General features: G+C 57.9%; 14 protein-coding genes and 1 tRNA gene. 9 read left to right on the top strand and 6 right to left on the bottom strand.

Annotated elements, in window-relative coordinates; genetic code table 11:
* The first annotated feature begins 13 nt into the window (after nt 1–13).
* The 5 genes from ACN082_RS01910 (at nt 14) to ACN082_RS01890 (ending at nt 7,923) form a co-directional block, all read left to right on the top strand.
* Nucleotides 14–943 (top strand): metallophosphoesterase, encoded by a 930-nt coding sequence (locus tag ACN082_RS01910; RefSeq protein ID WP_419099447.1) that lies wholly within the window; start codon nt 14–16, stop codon nt 941–943.
* Between the two features lie 54 nt (nt 944–997).
* Nucleotides 998–2,830, top strand: coding sequence for an ABC transporter ATP-binding protein (locus ACN082_RS01905; protein WP_419099157.1), 1,833 nt, complete (start codon nt 998–1,000; stop codon nt 2,828–2,830).
* Complete coding sequence (locus ACN082_RS01900; RefSeq protein ID WP_419099156.1) at nt 2,827–4,647, top strand: ABC transporter ATP-binding protein; 1,821 nt, start codon at nt 2,827–2,829, stop codon at nt 4,645–4,647. The genes ACN082_RS01905 and ACN082_RS01900 overlap by 4 nt, the downstream gene beginning before the upstream one ends.
* Nucleotides 4,648–4,882: 235 nt before the next feature.
* Nucleotides 4,883–7,765 (top strand): FAD-binding and (Fe-S)-binding domain-containing protein, encoded by a 2,883-nt coding sequence (locus ACN082_RS01895; protein ID WP_419099155.1) that lies wholly within the window; start codon nt 4,883–4,885, stop codon nt 7,763–7,765.
* A gap of 84 nt (nt 7,766–7,849) precedes the next feature.
* Nucleotides 7,850–7,923, top strand: a tRNA-Pro gene (locus ACN082_RS01890).
* A 3-nt stretch (nt 7,924–7,926) separates the two neighbouring features.
* Here the strand turns inward: ACN082_RS01890 and ACN082_RS01885 are convergent.
* Nucleotides 7,927–8,538 (bottom strand): DNA-3-methyladenine glycosylase I, encoded by a 612-nt coding sequence (locus ACN082_RS01885; protein WP_419099154.1) that lies wholly within the window; start codon nt 8,536–8,538, stop codon nt 7,927–7,929.
* A gap of 174 nt (nt 8,539–8,712) precedes the next feature.
* On the opposite strand from ACN082_RS01885, the gene ACN082_RS01880 reads away from it, so the two are divergent.
* Nucleotides 8,713–9,276, top strand: coding sequence for an NADPH-dependent FMN reductase (locus ACN082_RS01880; protein WP_419099153.1), 564 nt, complete (start codon nt 8,713–8,715; stop codon nt 9,274–9,276).
* 116 nt (nt 9,277–9,392) lie between these two features.
* On the opposite strand, the gene ACN082_RS01875 is transcribed toward ACN082_RS01880, so the two are convergent.
* Together ACN082_RS01875 and ACN082_RS01870 are read right to left on the bottom strand one after the other, a co-directional pair.
* A complete protein-coding gene (locus ACN082_RS01875; RefSeq protein WP_419099152.1) occupies nt 9,393–11,558 on the bottom strand; it encodes an MMPL family transporter in 2,166 nt (721 codons plus the stop codon).
* Nucleotides 11,559–11,675: 117 nt separating this feature from the next.
* Nucleotides 11,676–12,689 (bottom strand): hypothetical protein, encoded by a 1,014-nt coding sequence (locus ACN082_RS01870; protein ID WP_419099151.1) that lies wholly within the window; start codon nt 12,687–12,689, stop codon nt 11,676–11,678.
* 106 nt (nt 12,690–12,795) lie between these two features.
* On the opposite strand from ACN082_RS01870, the gene ACN082_RS01865 reads away from it, so the two are divergent.
* Nucleotides 12,796–14,154, top strand: a complete 1,359-nt coding sequence (locus ACN082_RS01865; RefSeq protein ID WP_419099150.1) for a cation:proton antiporter — start codon at nt 12,796–12,798, stop codon at nt 14,152–14,154.
* Between the two features lie 49 nt (nt 14,155–14,203).
* On the opposite strand, the gene ACN082_RS01860 is transcribed toward ACN082_RS01865, so the two are convergent.
* The 3 genes from ACN082_RS01860 to ACN082_RS01850 are packed head-to-tail and all read right to left on the bottom strand — an operon-like array spanning nt 14,204 to nt 17,271.
* Nucleotides 14,204–14,845, bottom strand: a complete 642-nt coding sequence (locus ACN082_RS01860) for a LutC/YkgG family protein (protein WP_419099149.1) — start codon at nt 14,843–14,845, stop codon at nt 14,204–14,206.
* Nucleotides 14,845–16,470 carry a LutB/LldF family L-lactate oxidation iron-sulfur protein gene (locus ACN082_RS01855; protein ID WP_419099148.1) on the bottom strand — a complete coding sequence of 542 codons (1,626 nt, stop codon included), beginning with the start codon at nt 16,468–16,470 and terminating at the stop codon, nt 14,845–14,847. Before ACN082_RS01855 ends, ACN082_RS01860 begins: the two co-directional genes overlap by 1 nt.
* 3 nt (nt 16,471–16,473) lie before the next feature.
* On the bottom strand, nt 16,474–17,271 hold the full coding sequence (locus ACN082_RS01850; protein WP_419099147.1) for a (Fe-S)-binding protein: 798 nt from the start codon (nt 17,269–17,271) through the stop codon (nt 16,474–16,476).
* Between the two features lie 510 nt (nt 17,272–17,781).
* Between ACN082_RS01850 and ACN082_RS01845 the strand changes: the two genes are divergently transcribed.
* Nucleotides 17,782–19,479, top strand: coding sequence for an L-lactate permease (locus ACN082_RS01845; protein WP_419099146.1), 1,698 nt, complete (start codon nt 17,782–17,784; stop codon nt 19,477–19,479).
* A gap of 127 nt (nt 19,480–19,606) precedes the next feature.
* Nucleotides 19,607–20,362: a FadR/GntR family transcriptional regulator gene (locus ACN082_RS01840; RefSeq protein ID WP_419099145.1), complete on the top strand. Its 756-nt coding sequence runs from the start codon at nt 19,607–19,609 to the stop codon at nt 20,360–20,362.
* Nucleotides 20,363–20,415: the final 53 nt, after the last annotated feature.

Raw genomic sequence — 20,415 nt, 5'->3', positions numbered from 1 at the left:
GAATTCTGCTCATGTGGCGGCTTCGGCTGGCACTCTGGCACGATCTGCAGCAGCGGTTCTTGGCGCAGGTGCTCTAGCTGGGGCCGCCACGGCCGCTTATGCCCACTTTATTGAGCTCAATAACTTCACGATTCGCACCGAGACTCTACCGGTACTTCCCGCCGGTAGCCCCGACTTTAAGGTTCTGCATATTTCGGATATGCACATGATTCCCGGCCAGCGGCCTAAGCGGGATTTCATGCATTCGCTGGCCGAGCTGAAACCGGACCTGGTTATTAATACCGGGGATAACCTCTCCCATATCAGTGGGCTACCCGCCCTGCTCGATGCGCTGGACCCACTACTGGACTTCCCCGGAGTCTACGTTCCCGGCTCCAACTGCTATTTCGCGCCGGTCGCCAAAAACCCGGCCCGCTACCTGTGGAAAAAGAACACCGGGGACGAAGCCAACCAAGAAACCCGGGCACCCCTACCGACCCAGGACATGCACGATGCTTTCGATGCTCGCGGCTGGTTGGGGCTCATTAACCGCTATGACACGCTCACTCTCAAGGGTCTGCGCTTGGAGTTCTCCGGGGTCGATGACCCTCACCTGGACTATGACCGGCACCCCGGGTTCTCCCCCACCGCCTTTGAGCGGCAACCGGCACCAAGCCTGCGCCTTGGTATCTGTCATGCCCCCTACCTGCGTACCCTCAATCGTTTTGTAGCGGACGGCGCCCAAGCAATTTTTGCCGGACACACCCACGGCGGGCAGGTCTGCCTACCCGGTGGCCGGGCACTGGTTTCTAACTGCGATCTGCCCCCGGAACGCGCCAAGGGAGTCTCCCTACAAGGTAATATTCCGGTACAGGTTTCTGCCGGACTGGGTACCTCCCGGTTTGCCCAGGTGCGGCTCTTCTGCCCGCCAGAGGCCGTACTGGTCACTTTGACCGCTCCCTAAGCACGCACACTAACGGTTCTCTTCCTCACCCACAGACCGGAAGAAAAGGTAAACATGTCATTGCGCCTCTTGCGGGTTAAGCCTCTACCCACACCTGAGCCAGCGCCTTTTGTCCACACAAACAAACACGACCTTACACTCTGGCGTTACTCAGGCCCTATCCGGGGGCGCTGGTTTGCCGGTCTGCTGGTGGCTATCACCAGTGCTATTGTGGCAATCTCGATACCGCAGGTCTTGGGGTGGATTGTTGATTCGCTCCTCACCGATCAGCCCACCGTACAGGCTATCTGGGTCGGTGGCGGCATAGTCTTAGCCTTAGGTCTGCTCCAGTCGGGGCTTTTCCTCTTACGCCGCCAGCTGGTCGTTGAGCCGGCTTCGGAGGTGGAGAATACCATGCGGGTCAGAATCTTTGACCGGCTCTTGCGTTCACCCGTTACTTTCCACGACCGCTGGCCATCGGGCCAGCTACTGACCCGTACCATGTCCGATTTGGGCACGGTGCGTCGCTGGACGGCCTTCGGCCTGATTCAGCTCATCACCACCGCTATCCAGGTACTGGTGGGAACGCTCTATATGTTTGCCGGTTCCTGGCAGCTAGCCCTCATTTTCCTAGCCAGTCTTCCAGTTACTGTTTTCTTTATCTGGCGGTTTGTACGTACTTTCCGCCAGCTCACCCGTGCTTCCCAGGAGAAGGCAGGTGACCTAGCAACCTCTGTTGAAGAATCTGTGCAGGGTATTCGTGTGCTCAAAGCCTTAGGAAGGGGTGATCATGCCTTAGCTGGCTTTGCGACCAGCTCTGCAGAACTCAAAGACCTTGAAATCCGGCGCGGTCGGGCTACGGGAGCCATGCGTATGCAAACAGCTATGACCAGCGGCCTATCACTGGCGCTTGCTTTGATTGTTGGTCTTCAGCTTGTCGCGGCAGGCTCATTGAGTGTTGGTAGGCTAACAGGGTATTTTGCTACGGTAGCCATGCTGACGGGGCAGGTGGAGCGCAGCGGTATGCTGCTTTCCATGTACCTGGCTGCCAAGGTTTCCATGGACCGCCACCGCGCTGTCATGGTCGGTGCACCCGGTGAAGAGGTGGAACTTGTGGCTGGCTCACCCCTTAGCCCCTCAACAGCTCAGGCCGCAGCCCTTAGGTTTGACCGGGTGGACTTTAGCTACGGCCCGGCTGAGCGCCCGGTCCTAAGGGGCTTCAGCCTGGATATTGGCCCCGGCGAGATTATTGCCCTGGTCGGTTCCACCGGCTCCGGTAAATCGACCGTCTTACACTTGGTCCAGCGGTTGTACCAACCCAATTCCGGGGCCCTTTACCTGGACGGTCACGATATTGCTTCCCTCCCCCTGCCGGAGCTTCGTTCCTCCGTAGCTATCGCTTTTGAGGAGCCCGTTCTCTTTTCCACCAGCGTCCGTGAGAACGTCCTCCTGGGGGTTCAAGACCAGGGCCTCACCGAGGCAGAACTGACCCGACGGCTAGAGAATGCCCTTAAGGTTGCTGCCGCAGATTTTGTTGCCCGCCTGCCGGAGGGGGCAGAAACGGTGATCGGTGAAGAGGGGATGAGTCTTTCGGGCGGTCAACGTCAGCGGCTCTCCCTTGCCCGCGCTATTGCGACCAATCCAGCGGTGCTCCTGCTCGATGATCCGCTCTCGGCACTCGATGTCACCACCGAAGAACGCGTCATTGACCAGCTCAAACAAGAGCTCACCAAAACCACCACCCTGCTCACCGCGCACCGGCCCTCAACGGTGGCGCTGGCCGACCGGGTAGTGCTACTCCAGGACGGGCAGGTTGCCGCAGTAGGAAGTCACACCGAGCTACTGGCCCGAGCTGACTACCGGGAGCTCATGGCACCCGAAGCCCCAGCACAGGAGGGCCTGGCATGAACCCTGTACCGCCCCGCGAAGACCGGGTAGAACTCAGCGCAGAAGAAGCAGGCCTGGTACGCCGCCGTTCCCTGAACCTGCTGGTAGAAATCCTAAGACCCGTGCGCGGCCACCTGCTGTTAACCCTGATACTGGTGGTCATCGCCATGGGGCTCAACACGGCCATGCCCTGGATCATCTCACAGGCAATTAACACCACCATAGAACCGCTCAGGGGTGGGGATCCGGGGCCAGCTACCCGGGTCGTCCTGCTCTACGCGGGAGCCGGTCTTATCTCGGGTATCTGCCTTTACACCAACATTCTACTGACCTATAAAATCTCTCAGAACGCGCTCTTTGAACTGCGGCAACGCATGTTTGCGCACTCGCAGAAACTCTCGGTGAGCTTTCACGAAACCTACACCTCCGGGCGAGTTATCTCCCGCCTGACCAGTGACCTCGACACGCTCCGGCAGTTCTTGGATTCTGGGCTCTCGGAACTTGCCTCCATGCTCCTCAGTATTGTGTTCACGGTATTAGCGCTCTGCCTGATGGACTGGCGGGCCGGTGTGGCCCTGGCCTGTGTCGGCCTTCCGGTTGCCCTACTTACCCTCTGGTTCCGCCGCAATTCGACTCTGGCCTACCGGGCCCAGCGTGTGGCATCAGCGCGAATCATTGGCCGTTTTTCGGAGACCTTTACCGGCATCCGCGCAGTCAAAGCCTTCCGGGCAGAGGCGACCGCCCGCGAACAGTATGGGCAGGCCGCCGAAGAGTACCGGATGCGGGTTATGCAGTCCGTTAAGCTCCACGGCATCTACATGCCCACCCTGCAGGCTCTGGGCAATACCTTTGTTGCCACGGTCCTGGTGATTGGTGGCTACTCCATTTTGGGCGGCTCCATGCAGGCCGGCACACTCCTGGCTCTAGTGATCTATGCCAACCGGGTCTTTGAACCGATCTTTATGCTCTCTGATTTCTACAACCTCTTCCAGTCGGCAGTTTCTGCCCTTGAAAAGGTGTCCGGCTTTCTGGCGGAAGAACCTGATGTTGCCGAACCCGAGCACCCGGCTCAAAGAAGCAGGCCGGCCCAGGGGTATTTGGTCTTTGATGAGGCCGAATTTGAGTACCTACCCGGCAGACCTGCTCTCCACCGACTTAACCTAGAGGTAGCTGCGGGCCAGCACCTTGCGCTGGTAGGAGCGACAGGCGCCGGGAAATCTACCCTGGCAAAGCTGGTAGCTCGCTTTTACGACGTCACCCAGGGCTCTATCCGCTTGGACGGCCTTGACCTGCGAGAGCTCAGTGACTATCAGCTCCGCCGCGAGGTTGTGATGGTCACCCAGGAGGCCTACCTGTTTGAGGGCACCGTTGCCGATAACATTCGGCTGGGCAACCCGCAGGCCACCGACGAGCAGGTTCATGAGGCCGCCCGTAGGGTGGGGGCCTACGATTTCATCACCGCCCTACCCCAGGGTTTTAACACCCACCTGGCCAAGCGCGGTGGTCGTGTCTCCGCCGGGCAAGGCCAGCTCATTTCCTTTGCCCGCGCCTTCCTGGCTGATCCCGCCGTGCTCATTCTTGATGAGGCAACAGCCTCCCTTGATATCCCCACCGAGCGGCTGGTTCAGCACGGCCTTGGTACCCTGCTGGCGGGGCGCACCTCCCTGGTCATAGCCCACCGGCTCTCCACGGTGCTCACCGCCGACCGGATCCTGGTGATGGATGACGGGCGGGTGGTTGAGGACGGCTCCCCCAGCACCCTGGTAGCTCGCGGCGGGCGGTTTGCTCGGATGGTTGAAGCCTGGGAACAGAACCAAGGAATTGACCAAGAAACCTAAGTAGAGCGCAACCCAGTAGGCGATTTTGAGGCTGTGTTAAGCAAGAGAAACCTTCCCTTATCCGCCCCAAGGCACTGTTGGCGCAGTTCTTACCCCCGCTCTATTTCAAGCAGACAAGACCCATCGTTTGCGGGCTACACCACAGGCCGATAGATTGAAGATGTGCACGGCTGGTCATCGGCGCCCAGCACTGCTCTTCAAATGTCTGCGCCGCCCCAGCCAAGGAAAATCACCGATGAGTGTCGCTTCTGCAAGCCAAGCCCTCTCCCGATCTGCCACAGATTCAATCGCCGCTTTCGCAGCTGAGCTAAGGGATATCACCCACTCCGACTTCTTCTCCAATTCGTCGCTCGACCGGCTGGCTATGGCTCACGATGCCTCCCACTACCTGCTGGTGCCCGGTGCGGTAGTCCGCCCGCAGTCAGCCACCGATATGGGTAAGATTTTCGCGGCCGCTGACCGGCACAACCTACCACTGACCTTCCGTTCTGGCGGCACCTCTCTCTCGGGTCAGGCCGGTACCGAGGGCCTGCTCATAGATACCCGCCGCCATTTCCGCGGCATCGAGGTACTCGACGGCGGTCAGCGCGTTCGGGTTCAGCCGGGCGCCACCGTGCAGGCAGTCAATACCGCCCTCGCACCCTACGGCCGCAAGCTGGGCCCCGACCCGGCCTCCATCAGCGCCTGCACCATCGGTGGTGTGGTTGCCAACAACTCATCTGGTATGTCATCGGGCACGGAATTCAACACCTACAAGACCCTGGACTCTATGGTCTTTATCTTGCCCTCGGGCACTGTCATTGATACCGCAGAGCCCGATGCCGATGCCCAACTGGCCGCCCAGGAGCCCGCCCTGCACGAGGGTCTGACCCGCCTGCGCCGCCAGATTCTGGATAACCCAGCTTCGGTGGCAAAAATTCAGCAGCAGTTCTCCATGAAGAACACCATGGGCTACGGGCTCAACTCTTTTGTGGACTACGAACTACCCGTCAAGATTCTGGAACACCTGATGATCGGTTCTGAGGGTACCCTGGGTTTCGTCGCCTCAGCCACCTACCGCACCCTGCCGGTACTTTCCCACGTCACAACCGGCCTACTCACCTTCAGCAATCTTATTGATGCCACCAAGGCTATCCCCCAGCTCGTTGAAGCTGGCACAGCAACCGCCGAGCTGCTGGATGCGACCTCTATTCGGGTAGCCCAGCGCACCGGGCAGGTCCCCGAATCTCTAGCCGCTATTGAGGTCATTGATCATGCGACTCTCCTGGTTGAGTTCTCGGGCAATAGCGCCGAGGAAATCACCCACCAGCAAGATCAGGCGGCCCCCATGCTGGCCGGTTTACCGACTGTCCTGCCGGTGCGTATGACCTCCGATGCCGCCGAGCGCAACAAGCTCTGGGCCGCCCGCCGTGGCCTCTACACCACGGTGGCAGGCGCCCGACCCAGCGGCACAAACGCCCTGCTCGAAGACGTCGTGGTGCCCGTTGAAAAACTGGGAACTACCTGCCAGAGCCTCTCAGAACTCTTCGATGCCCACGGCTACCAAGACTCCGTCATATTCGGACACGCCAAGGACGGCAATATCCACTTCATGCTCAACGAGCAGTTCCGCGATGCCAAGCTGCTCAAACGCTATGAGGCCTTCACCGAGGACATGGTGCAGCTCATTCTCGATGCGGACGGCTCCCTGAAAGCTGAGCATGGCACCGGCCGTATTATGGCCCCCTATGTGCGCCGCCAGTTTGGTGATGAGCTTTACCGCATCATGTGCGAGCTCAAAGCCCTGATTGACCCCAAGCATGTCTTCAACCCCGGGGTGGTGCTCTCGGATGACCCGGCCAGCTACATCCAAAACCTTAAGGTCGCTGAACCGGTGGAAGAAGAAGTGGACCGCTGTGTCGAATGCGGCTACTGCGAGCCGGTCTGCCCCTCTAAGGACCTGACGCTGACCCCACGCCAGCGCATTGTTATTCGCCGGGAAATTCAGGCAGCCCAGGCTGAGGGCAATACCGCTTTGGCTGACCAGCTTGCCGCCGAGTACACCTACCACGGTGTGCAAACCTGCGCGGTAGATGGTATGTGCCTAACCCGCTGCCCGGTGCAGATCAATACCGGCGACCTGGTGCGCAGGCTCCGTTCCGAGCAGCAGAACAAGGCTGCCGCTAAGGGGTGGGACCTGGCGGCCAAGAACTGGGCGGCGGTTGATTCAACAGCCGGGCTCGCGCTGACTACCGCTAAGGCTCTGCCTTTCCCCCTGCCCAAAACTGCCACCGATATCGGGCGCAAAATCCTGGGCACAGATCTGGTCCCCTCCTACAAGAAAGACCTGCCCGCAGGCGGCAAGTCTCGCGCACCCCAGCCCAATCCCCGCGCCGAGATTGTCTTCTTCCCCGCCTGCGTGGGTGCCATGTTTGGCGGTGTAGATTCCACCGGCGCACCGGCTCCCAGCGCTACCGAAGCTTTCACAACTCTCTGCCAGCGGGCCGGTGTAGAGTTCACCGTGCCCGAGGGCATCAAGTCCCTGTGCTGTGGAACCCCGTGGAAGTCAAAGGGGTACACCGACGGCTACCAGCACATGGCTGACCGTGTTCTGGACATTCTTTGGGCGGCCAGCCAGGGTGGGCGCCTCCCTATTGTCTGTGATGCTTCCTCCTGTACCGAGGGCCTCCAGGTCATGAAAGAAAAAGCTGCCGCGTCAGGCCCCGGAGCATCTGGGCGCGATTACTCCCAGCTGACCTTCATTGACTCGGTGGAGTTTGCCGCTGACCGCCTGCTCACCGAGCTCACCGTCACTGGCCCCATTGCCTCGCTTGCTCTGCACCCCACCTGTTCCGTGACCCATCTGGGCATTGCCAGTAAGTTTGTGCAAGTGGCGCAGGCTATTTCACCCGATGCTGTAGTGCCCCAGGCCTGGGGTTGCTGCGCCTACGCTGGGGACCGGGGTATGCTACACCCCGAGCTGACCGCCAGCGCCACCGCCGCAGAAGCCGCTGAGGTCAATTCCCGCAGCTTTGAGGCCTACGCCTCCACCAACCGCACCTGCGAGCAGGGCATGACCGAGGCCACCGGCCATACCTACCAGAACATTCTTCAACTGCTCGAAAAGGCCACCCGCTAGGCCGCTATACCGCCTTAGCCCCGGAACACCGGTTTGCGGTGGGCCGGGGCAGGAGTTATGATTGAACAGTTGTTCTAACAACATCGGGATGTGGCGCAGCTTGGTAGCGCGCGTCGTTCGGGACGACGAGGCCGCAGGTTCAAATCCTGTCATCCCGACAGCTAGCCCCAGTTTCTTAACAAGGAAGCAGGGGCTTTTCTTGTGCCTAAAGTTTGTTCCCTGATAGGGCAGGTCAGCAGATGGTCATTGACCATACCTGTTGCCTGCATAAAGGCATAGACAGTTGTGGGCCCCACAAACTTAAAACCCCTAGCCTTGAGGTCCTTACTCATAGACTCGGATAGGTCGGTTCGAGCCGGTACCTGTTCTGAGCTCTTCCAGAAGTTAATGATGGGCTGATAGTTCACAAAACTCCAGAGGTAATTATCAAAAGATCCAAACTCATGGCAGACCTCAACATAAGCATGTGCATTAGCCAGAACCGACCTTATTTTGAGTTGATTCCTAATAATCCCCTCTGTCTGCATGAGCCTAGCGACCTGCTGGTCCCCATAGGTCACTAAAACTTCGGGGTCAAAGTCCGCATAGGCCCGGTAGAGTGACTCTATTTTGGAAAGCACGGTATACCAGCTGAGGCCTGCCTGTTGCCCTTCCAGATTAAGCATGGCCAAGAGGGCCCTGTCATTGTGTTGGGGTCTGCCCCATACCCTGTCGTGATAATCACGCTCAATTTCGCTCTGGAGAGCCCAGGGGCATCTCTGCCTGTCCAGCATAAAAACTCCCTTTCGAACTTTTCCCTGATGCGCTGCCGGGTAGACTTGACCGAAGAGTAGTCCCGCAGCAAGACGTATAGGGGCAGCAGCAACAAGGCCACCAAGATTTACTTGATAGATACAATACGTTAGCTAGGGGTAAATGCTTTGGGCTTCGTGTGAAAGGGTAGCACCATGTCAGCAAAAATTCTTATCATCTCCGGCTCAGACCGGACAGGTTCCTTCAACACCCAGCTCGCCGAGCAATTCGCTCAAACCGCCCAGGCTAGGGGCCTTGAGGCAGAAGTCTACAACTACTCCCACATACCCTTACTCAGTCAGAATGATGAGTTCCCCACCCGAGCTATTATTGCCCAGCTCCGCGCCGATATTAAGCAGGCAGACGGGCTACTTATTGTCTCTCCCGAATACAACGGCGCTTACCCTGCTCGCCTCAAAAACCTGATCGACTGGGCCTCACGGCCCGATCCTGCTGAAGCCCCAGGAACTCCCACTGTCCTAGCCGGTAAGAAGGTGGGTATTGCCTCGGTTGCCAACTCCAGCTACGGCAAATTTGCTCTCAAAAGCCTGGAGCATCTTATTAACTTTGTAGGTGCTGACCTGATGGACAGCCAGGGTCTCGGTATCCGCATACCACGAGAGGCCCGTGCAGAAGGCAAACTGATTCTTGATTGGGAGCAACAGCAGAAAGCAGATACCTTCATAGCTAACTACCTGGCCTTTATCCACCAAGGATAAATTTTTACCAGCTTCTAGGAGCTAAGGACCGCAAAGACAGCGGGCAAAAAATTACAAGAGCACTCCGGTCACCGGAGTGCTCTTGTAATTACGATTATCGCCTTGGGTTTACCTTCCTAGCCTGAGAGTTTAGAGGGCCACCAGATTTTCTTACCGAAGTCCTCTACCAGGGCCGGTATCAGCAGAGCCCGCACAACGGTAGCGTCCAAAAGCACACCAAAGGCAACGATAAAGGCCAGCTGAGCCAGGAAGATGAGCGGGATAACGCCCAGGGCAGCAAAGGTCGCAGCCAGTACGATACCCGCTGAGGTAATCACCCCGCCGGTTGCAACCAGGGCGGTGCGCAAGCCTTGCCTGGTATCTGTGAGCAGGGTTTCTTCGCGTACCCGTGTCATCAGGAAGATGGTGTAATCAATGCCCAGAGCCACCAGGAATACGAACCCGAAGAGAGGCACGGTGGGGTCTGCGCCGGGGAACTTGAAAATATGGTTAAAGACCAGGGCTGAGACGCCCAGCGCAGTCAGGTAGGACAGTACCGTGGCGGCCACCAGAATGAGCGGAGCTAGAATCGAGCGCAGGAGCAGCATTAGAATCAGCGAAATAACTGCCAGCACCACCGGGATAATCAGCGCCCGGTCATGCTGGGCACTGGTGATAGTATCCAGATCCGATGCGCTAGCACCGCCCACTAGGGCCTCAGGAGCCTGGCTCTCAAAGGCTTGACGAATCTCCAGAATGGTTGCTTCTGCCTGCGTGGAATCAGCCGGATCAGCAAGGGTTGCTTGGAGCATCACGCGGCCGTTTACCTCGGTGGGGCTGGCAGCAGCAAAGATGGGGGGCAGACTCTCAGCAGAAGCCCCTACCGGCACGGTTCCTGCCGGGGAATCAGCAGAAATAGCGGCAACCGAGCTGACGCCCTCAAGGTGATCAAGAGCAGCAATAGCCGCATCTTTCTGCGCTAGGGGCACGATAATGTTGGCCGGGGAGCCAGTGCCACCTGGGAAGTGTTCAGCCAGCACATTTTGGCCGTCCCGAGCCTGGGAGGCACCCAGTACCAGGTCGGACTGGCGTACGCCCTCTGCCTGGAAAGTGGTGGAGAAGCCCGCAAAGACCGCCAGCAGAAGTGCGGTAGCCAACCAAACCTTACGGGGTTTAGCCGCTACGAAGGAGGCGATGCGCGACCACAGACCGGTAGAGGCCTCGCGCACCTGGCCTGCGTACTTGGGGCGGGCAGGCCAGAAGGCAACACGGCCAAAGAGAGCCAGTACGGCGGGCAGGAAGGTCAGCGACGCCAGCATAGAGAGCGCAATACCGGTTGCGGCCACCGGGCCCAGTGCCTTGTTCGATGCAAGTTCTGAAAGTAAGAGACAGAGTAGACCGGCGATCACGGTTCCACCGGAAGCCAGGATTGGTTCTAGGGAGCCTTTCCAGGCTACGGTAGTGGCCTGGAAGCGGGAGCTGTACTGGGTTAGGGCTTCACGGTAGCGGGCCACATAGAGCAAGGAATAGTCAGTGGCCGCACCCACCACAAGAATGAGCAAGATGCCCTGAACCTGGCCGTTAATCATGACCCAACCAGCATTAGCCATATGCCAAATCACGAAGATAGCTCCCGAGAGCGCAACCATCGATGATGTCAGCACCAAAATGGGTAGTAGTGGTGAGCGGTAAACCACCAACAAAATAATAAAGACAACAGCCAAAGCCACTATCAGAAGCAGGCCGTCAATGCCGCCAAAGGCTTCCGTCAGATCCGCGGTAAAGCCAGCCGGTCCGGTCACATAGCCGGTCAGTCCATCGGGGACCTGGCTGATATCTTCCCGGATTGCTTCTACAGTGTCACCGGTTTTACCCTCGGTGCTGATAGGCAGAATGATTTCGGCAGCCTGTCCATCCTCTGAGTAGATAACGGGTGAAGCCTCACCGGTGAAAGTGTCGTTCTGGGCCAGCCGGTCGGTAAGACCTTCCAGGTAGGTGCGCTGAGCGTCGGTCAGCTGGCCTTGGGCCTCAAATACCAGGATTGCGGGAATGGCGTCGGTTCCCAAGAAGTCGCCCTGTTCTTGAACGACCCGGGTTGATTCAGCCGAGGCAGGCAGGAAGTCAGTTTGTGAGTTAGTGGAGACCTCAGAAATTTTACCGAAGTAGGGGCCACCCACTCCGGCAACCCCCAACCAGACCAGGGCGAGGGTCAGGGCGATCAGAACCCTAAGCCAGGTATGTCGGGGTTTCTGCTCTTTTGTGGGATCCTGTTTCCAGGGAGCCGTGCGAGTTAGCTGTGGCATAGGGGTGATGATTCCTTACTTCATAGTGCCTTGGACCCTACTCTACTACTCATCGACTCAGTAGCACTCAAGGCTAACCCCGTACGGCCCAAACCGTAGCTTCTGGTTCATGGGCCGCTAGCCGCGACCCGATACCCAGGCCAGAGCTGTTTCGAGGGGGCCACGTCTCAAGAAGGTGTGCCCCAAGAACCGTTGCCAAGTCCAGGCGAAGAGTAGAGCCAGAACAATCAGGCCGAACATCATGGGCCAGGAGTCATCACGGGCTGGTAGCCCGTAGCCCACGGCATAGACCGAATAGGCAGCCAGAACCGCGATCTGAAGAACATAGAGAGAAAGGGTCATACGACCGGCCGCCACCAGGGGAGCCAGAAACCCTTCACCTTGGCTGAATACTCGGGCCAGCAGACAAGACCAGCCCACCACCGCGAGGCAGGCACTGAGGCTAAACCCAATTTCTAGGCGGCTGGAGGTGTAGGGCAGGAATTCTGGAACGGCAGTTCGGGAGTACCAGAACAGCAGGCCTGTCAGACCGGTTCCGGCAACCGCAACTGCGGCATCTCCCACAGCTCCCCAGCTTTCCAGGCCAGCGGCCAAGATAGCGCCCAGGCAGGCATAGGTCAGCAGGGTGAGCACCTGGTAGCTGTGGCCGGTAAAGGCCCAGTCGTAGAGGTAGGCGGTGTAGCTACCGTTGAGGGTAGCCTGAGCGGCATCTGCGGCAAAGTAGGTGCGAGCCGGGGCCGCCCACCACCAGCAGGCCACCGCCAGGGCACCCAAAGCCCAAGCCGGCAAAAAGACCAGGGGTGCCATGATGAGGCTGAGCAAGCCCAGGTACTGGAGCACAATATCCACCTGAGCCCCCCAGCTACCGATATAGAGCCCCAGAGCAATCAGGGCAATTGCACGGACAACAGAGCTAGCAAAGAGACTTGGGAAACCCATGCGCTGGGATGAGTAAAAAGCTGAGGCCCCCAGAAGCAGAGCGAATAGGGGCGCAGTCAGGAACTCACTGAGGTTAAGTAGCCCAGCGGGGCCACCCGTCGGGGCAGTGTGGGCAACAAACATGCTAATCAGGGCGATACAGCGCGCCAGATCAATACCAATAATTCTGCCCGCTCCGGAATGGTCTGGCATAGTCCTCCCTCACATTTACTCAGAGATAGCCTAACACCGACTCATAAGGCGGTAGGGTAGTCGCTGGTCACTAGTCTTTTACAAACGACATATGAGAGGACGTTCTATGCCCTTTGGAGCGAGCGAAACGACAACTCTTCTTGCCGCTGGTTCCTCAACAACCAGCGAATATATCTCCATTTTTTGGATCTCGCTGGTAGCACTCCTGGCTCCTCTAGCCAGCAACCTGGTCCGCAAAAAGATTCCAGACGTTGTTTTCCTCATCATATTTGGCACCCTGATCGGCCCTCATGTCTTAGGGCTTGCCAGCGGTGACGAAGGGGTTTCCCTCCTCAAGGACATAGGGCTGGGTTTACTCTTCCTGCTAGCCGGTTATGAGGTCAACACAGCCTCACTACGCGGTCGACAGGGTGGATTTGCCGCGGGCGCATGGGCTGTGAGCTTCACTCTGGGCTCGCTTCTTGCCATGGTTTTGACCGGTTTCAAAGGGGATCTGTCGGTCTATGCGGTCATTGGTATCGCCATGAGCTCCACAGCCTTGGGCACCCTCCTTCCCTTACTGAAAAGCCACGGCAAAACGGGAACTACGGTAGGTGAAAGCGTCATGGTTCACGGGGCTATCGGTGAGGTTCTGCCCATCTTTGCTATGTCCTTGCTCCTTTCATCGCATTCTCCTTGGCTGGCTGCTCTGATTTTGGTGGCCTTCATGCTTGTTGCCCTGTTCTCAGCAATTCTGCCTCATCGCCTTTTTGAAAAAATTCCTGGCTTAAGCAGAACCATGGCCGCCGAGGCTAACACCACTAGCCAAACCATGCTCCGCCTAGCCATGTTGTTGCTGGCTACCTTGATGATGGTAGCTGCTGTCTTTAATCTCGATGTGGTGCTAGGAGCCTTCGCCGCAGGTGTTATCTTACGCTCGCTGACCCCAGATGGAGCCTTCGAACCATTCTCCAAACGTCTAGAGGCCCTGGGCTTTTCCTTCCTGATTCCCCTTTTCTTCGTGTGCTCCGGCATGGGAATCACGGTCTCAGTTATCTGGGAACAGCCCCTGACCCTAGCAGCCTTAATCCTGGGTATTCTCTTAGTACGCGGACTACCGGTAGTTCTAGCTGAACGGTTCTTAGACACCGGCTCAGGCTTGCAGACTCCTCAGGAGCGGCTCCAACTGGGTCTCTACGCCTCAGCTGGCCTGCCCATGATTGTGGCGGTCACAGAGGTAGCGCTAGCTCATAACCTCCTCACTGAGCACAATGCTTCTCTGCTCGTAACCGGCGGTGCCCTAACAGTTCTTCTCTTCCCCTTATGGGCATCCGCTATCGGAGCAGTTGCTAAGGGTAGCTCCACCCCCACTCCGGAAGTCTCCAAGGACTCAAGAGAACTCCGGAGCGCCAAGAAGCAAGAGCGTTCGGCTGCTGTGCAGGCAGCAACCGGCGTTATGCCCCTCGTTAAAGAGAAAGGGGAGTAGCTACCAGATCATCAGTGGTAGCTACTCCCCCAGGGCCTAACCAAAAGGCCTATTTGAGGATAATGACATCCAGGGTGCGGGGGCCGTGTACGCCCTCCACGCGAATCAGCTCAATATCGCTGGTTGCTGACGGCCCCGAAATCCAGGTCACAGGCCGGGAGAAATCCAGGCGGGAGACGGTCTCGGGAATCAGCTCCACAACAGTATCCAGGGGAACCACACAGATGTGGTGGTCGGGCACCAGCGAGATCGCGCGGCGGCCTTCCTGATCGGTACTGTTGAGCGCAATAGTGCCGGTCTCCGCGCAGGAGACGGTGGATGAAGTCACCACAGCGTCAACGGCGTCGAGTTCACGCACAGACAGAGCACCGGGCTTGTTAGCGTTGCCCGAATCCACCATGCGGGAACGGGCGGCGGTGTCTTCAGGCAGCCACTGACTCTTCAGGCCAGAGGGGACCACGTAGCGAGCTGACTTACCCAGCAGCTCAGCGATACGCTCGGCAATGGTTTCCTCGGTTTCCTGGTAGACATTGGCCTTGTAATCAACCAGGCGGTCAATCAGAATCTCGGTGATCTCCTCAATACCTTTGTCGCTCTCGCGGCGGTAGTTGCGGATAGGTTCAGCGGGCTGAGGGCTGTCCCATAGGGAGGCGCGGATGCGACCCAGGATTTCTGCTTTTGCATCAGACATTAGTTAGCCTCCTTGGGGGCAATGGGGTTAGCGGCCGCGGCGTTAGCGTGGGCCTCAGCGATCTTTGCCTGGTTAGCGGCTATAAGTGCCTGAACATCAACACGCTCGCCAGCTACACGCTGGGGAGCCTGCCCGCGTTCCTTCTTCCACTGGTTACGGAAGGAGGTCTTGGGGGGTTCAGGAATGTCACGGTAGTCGGTCCAGCCGCCCACAATACCGGGGAGCTTGGTGATCTTGTGATTCTTGCCGGTAATCAGCTTGGAGGCAGGCAGACCCTTGGTTGCCAGTGCCATCATCTTGCCCGAGGAGAAGAGCTTCTTAGCGCCAAACATCATGGCATCCATCTGCAGGTGGCGGTCTTTCTTGCCACCGGCAAATTCGCCCTGAGCCTTTTCGGCGTCCACAGCCTTACCGCGCAGGTGAACCAGCACTTCGGGGATGTTGATTTTGACGGGGCAAGCGTCATAGCAGGCACCGCACAGCGATGAGGCGAAAGGCAGGGTCGCGTTATGTTCGTTCTCAATGCCGCCCAGCTGGGGTGAAAGGATAGCACCAATGGGACCGGGGTAGGTGGACCCGTAGGCGTGGCCACCTGCCCGTTCGTAGACGGGGCAGACGTTCATACAGGCTGAACAGCGGATGCAGTGCAGAGCCTGGCGGCCTACCTGGTCAGCCAGCGCTGCGGTACGGCCGTTGTCCATAAGGATAACGTGCAGGTTCTGGGGGCCGTCACCCGGTGTGACACCGGTCCACATGGAGGTATAGGGGTTCATGCGCTCACCGGTAGAAGAGCGGGGCAGGAGCTGGAGGAAGACCTCGTAGTCCTGAACGGTGGGCAGAATCTTCTCGATACCCATGAAAGTAATCAGGGTTTCGGGCAGGGTCAGGCACATACGGCCGTTACCTTCGGACTCCACGATGGTCATGGTGCCGGTATCGGCGATACCAAAGTTTACACCGGAGATAGCGACCTTATTGGTCAGGAACTTTTCGCGCAGACGGAAGCGTGAGGCCTCGGCCAGTTCAGCAGGGTCGTTGCTCAGGTCGGGGTTGACGCCCTCAATCTTCTTGAGGAAGATGTCACGGATTTCGGTACGGTTGCGGTGAATGGCGGGTACCAGAATGTGTGAGGGGCGGTCGTTATCGCCCAGCTGGACGATTTCTTCTGCCAGGTCGGTCTCGATGGCTGAGATACCGTGCTCTTCGAGGAACTCGTTGAGGCCGGTTTCTGCGGTCGCCATGGACTTGATCTTGTTGACCTCGGTGACGCCTTCAGCCTGGATCAGTTTGAGGGCAATCTCGTTGGCCTCATGGGCATCGCGTGCCCAGTGGACATGACCGCCCTTGGCGGTAAAGTTACGCTCAAATTCTTCCAGGTAGGTGTCTAGGTTGGCCATGACCTTCTGCTTGATCATGGAACCGGCGGTGCGTAGGTCCTGCCAGTCTGATAGCTCCGAGATAACAGCGGCACGCTTGTTGCGAATCTTATGGGTGGCAAAACCCAGGTTGGAGCGCAGCTGCTCGTTCTGAAGCTCACGTTCTGCGTATTCGGGGAAGGGCTCAAATTCGAAGATATTGCCCACGCCGTGACGGACTTTGGGCATACCGAGTGCGGTGCTTGACATGGTTTATTTACCTCCTGCGGTGACAGCAACGGGGCCATCGACCTTGAGCGGGTTGTCCTTGGTGGATGCTAGGATCTCGGCGTAGTGTACGGTGCGCACAGCTGAGTCCTTGCGGGAGAGGGCGCCGCCAATGTTCATCAAGCAGGAGGCGTCGCCACCGGTGCAAACTGAAGCACCGGTCTTTTCAATGTTTTCGACCTTGTCGGCAACCATTGCGCCGGAGGTGTCAGCATTCTTAAAGGAGAAGGTGCCACCGAAGCCACAGCACTGATCCAGGCCTTCAATCTGGGTGTACTCCAAGCCTGCAACGGTGCGGATGAGGTCTTCTTGGCGGGTGCCCAGACCCAGCAGACGCATGCCGTGGCAGGATGAGTGGTAGGTGACTTTCTCGGGGAAGTAGGAGCCCAGCTGCTCGGCAGCATTGGTAATACCGCAGACATCAATCAGGAATTGGGAGAGCTCAAAGGAACGAGCGGCCAATGAAGTAGCGGCCTGAGCGGTGGCGGTATCGCCTGCACGCTCAGCAATCATGGGTTGCTGGTGCCCCAGAGAGGCAACGCAGGAGCCAGAGGGCGCTACAATCGCATCAAAATCCCATTCTTCAAAGGACTTTACGTGGTTCTTGACGATGGGATAAGCATCGTCAAAGTAGCCCGAGTTGACATGCATCTGGGAACAGCAGGTCTGACCCTGCGGAAAAACAACCTCGTGACCGAGACCTTCCAGAATGTCTACAGTAGCCTGAGCCACCCTGGGGTACATTGCGTCGACGATGCACGTTGAAAACAGTGCGACACGCATCTTAATTTCTCTCTTCTTCAGTGTGGCAGTGAGCCTGCCTGAGGCCTAACACGGGCAGGTGAAAAACACGGACTTCGTGATGGGAAAGGCTAGACAGGCAGATGCCCGTTCGATTGGCTTCTTTATCCTTCATTTAACACGATAAATAAGAGATTTTAATACTTTAAATAGGTCATATTTTCTTGTGCAAAATAAGATAACCTTGTCCTGCCCTCCCCTGGCAGAAGTCAGGGGCGGAGGCAAGGAGGCTACCCACCCCCCATAGAACACACAATCTCACCTGAAACAACAAAGCAAGAAGCCTGGAGGCGGCCAAGGGAGTAGAAAGCCACAGGAACGGAAGGTGACAAAAATTTATTCCCTCAAAAGTTGGTGAGCGTGAGAAGTCTCATGTATCGTAGAGCCCGAAAACAATGGTCTGACCACATGCGGTTAGACCACAAATTTTTTTGGCTTCTCCCCGCAGCTTAGGGCAGGAGCACTCACCACACATCACATAAGGAGGACGCAGTGGAAAATACCTATACCGCTGTAACCGACGCAGTCGGTGGTAGCCTCGCGCTGAGCGCCCTGGTCTCAGCCCTGCCGCTACTTGCATTCTTTATCATGCTCCTAGGCGTCAAGGCTCGTGCCCACGTCTCAGGCTTGGTCTCACTTCTCGTTGCTATCCTCGTTGCCGTCTTCGGCTTCGGTATGCCCTGGGATTTGGCCGGCATGTCCGCTTTCCGTGGCGGTATCTACGGCATCTTCCCCATTGTCTGGGTTATTCTCATGGCTATCTGGTTCTACCAGATCACCGTGCTCTCAGGCCGCTTTGAAGACCTGCGCCGTACCTTCGACCTGATCGGCGGCGGCGACCTACGTATCCAGGCCATCCTGATTGCTTTCTGCTTCGGCGGCCTACTCGAAGCTCTGGCTGGCTTCGGTGCCCCCGTTGCAATTACCGCAACCATGATTCTGGCCCTGGGTGTCAAGCCCCTCAAGGCAGCTACCACCGTTCTGATTGCTAACACCGCACCCGTTGCCTTCGGTGCTGTCGCTATCCCGATTACCACCGCAGGTGATGTTGGCGGTAAGTCAGCAGCCGATATCGCAGCAATCGTTGGCCACCAGGCTCCCTTCATCGCTTTCTTCGTCCCCTTCATCCTGCTCTGGATCCTGGACGGCGTTCAGGGTCTCAAGGATGCCTGGATGCACGCAGCGGTTATCGGCGCTTCCTTCGCTATCGCTCAGTGGTGGGCCGCAACCTACTTCGTCTACCAGCTAACCGATGTTATCGCCTGCATCGTCTCCATCGCTGCGGCTGTTGTCTTCCTACGCTTCGTCAAGCCCCGCGGTGTTGAGGGCGTCCGGGAGCGCTACGGTATCACCGGTCCCATCGAAGCTGAGCACCTGCCCGGTCGTCGTATCTGGATGGCGCTTATGCCCTACCTGGTTGTTGTGATCATCTTTGGTCTGGCCAACCTGATCGATGATGTTGCCAAGTGGCTCAAGAGCACCGCGATCACTTTCGATATGCCCCTGCTCAAAGACCGTCTGCTCACCGCCTCAGGCGAGCCCGTCAAGACCGTTTACGCCTGGCCCTGGTTGAGCAACCCCGGTACCTACCTGCTGATCTCGGGCATCATCGTTGCGGTTCTCTACTCCATTTTCAACGAAAACGGCAAGTACAAGATCTCCCTGGGTGATGCTTTCAAGGAAATCGGTGCTGTTGCCTACAAGATGCGCTGGTCAGCAGTGACCATCGCCTTGGTTCTGGCTCTGGCCTATGTCATGAACTACTCCGGCCAGACCGTCGCTATCGGTCAGTACGTTGCCTCACTGGGTGTTGCCTACGCCTTCCTGGCTCCCATGCTGGGCTGGGTCGGCACCGCTGTAACCGGTTCAGATACCTCAGCTAACGCCCTCTTCTCCAAGCTCCAGGTCACCGCGGCTGAACATCTGCAGGCTAACGGTATGACCGGTGCTCACCCCGAGCTCATGCTGGCTGCTAACACCACCGGCGGTGTTGTCGGTAAGATGATTTCGCCCCAGTCCCTTGCTATCGCCGCTACCTCGGTTGATATGGAAGGCCGGGAGTCCGAAATCTTCAAGGCAGTTCTTGGCTGGTCTCTCATCTTGCTCCTGGCGGTTTGCCTTCTGGTCTTCCTGCAGGCAACCGTTCTCAGCGGGGTTCTTGTTGAGCCTTACATCACCGGTGGCCACTAAGTTTTAGTAGCCCACCGCTGAGGTAGCACTCAGTAACCCCATAAGGGCGGAGCAGTACCGGCATCAAGAGCCTGTACTGCCCGCCCTTTCCCTTACCCCAGGCCCTTCCCAAACCGAAAGTCAGCGCGTGAAAGACAAAGAACCCACTTACACTGCTCTGCTTGAATCCATTGAAAACCGGCTACGCCACGGCCAGCTCCGCCTAGGTGACCGGCTCCCCGGTGAACGGAGCTTGGCCGAAGAGTACGGCATCTCCCGCGCCTCAGTCCGTGAAGCCCTGCGTATTCTCAGCGCTGTGGGTCTAATCCGTTCCGGTGTTGGCTCAGGCCCTAAATCCGGTGCTGTCGTCGTTTCTCAGCCTTCCGACGCGCTGGGCTGGGCTCTACGCATGCATATCGCCACCCGCACCCTACCGGTGGCAGATATTGTTAGCACCCGTGTTCTGCTCGAAGGTGAGGCGGCGGCTAAAGCCGCCACCCAGGCCCACCTGCCCGAGCACGCCGAGTCTTTAGCAACAGCCCGCCGCTACCTCGAAGAGATGGATAGAGACGACATCTCCGATGAGCGTTTCCACTTCTGCGATACGCGTTTCCACTACGAGATTTCCTCGCTGGGGAGCAACATCGTTATGGATACCGTTATCGACTCACTTCATCTGGCCACCGTCAGCTACGTGCAGGAGGCCGTGCCCTACCTGGAGGACTGGGCTAGCACCAAATCCAGGCTCCAAGAACAGCACCGGGCCATCTACAAGGCCGTAGCAGCAGGTAATGCCCAAGCTGCACAAATGCACGTGACAGAACATATCCGCTGGTTCTATGCGCTCTCCGAGATTGGCGCTACCCACGCCGACTATCATCGCAAGGTCCGTGACCTGGCCTAAGCCCGCAACACCTATGTCATAGCAAAGGGGAGGGAGCCTAGAGCACTCCCTCC

It is taken from the genome of Rothia sp. CCM 9417 (genome assembly GCF_048513575.1).
GTDB lineage: Bacteria > Actinomycetota > Actinomycetes > Actinomycetales > Micrococcaceae > Rothia.
This window is presented reverse-complemented; position numbering and strand designations above follow the sequence as displayed.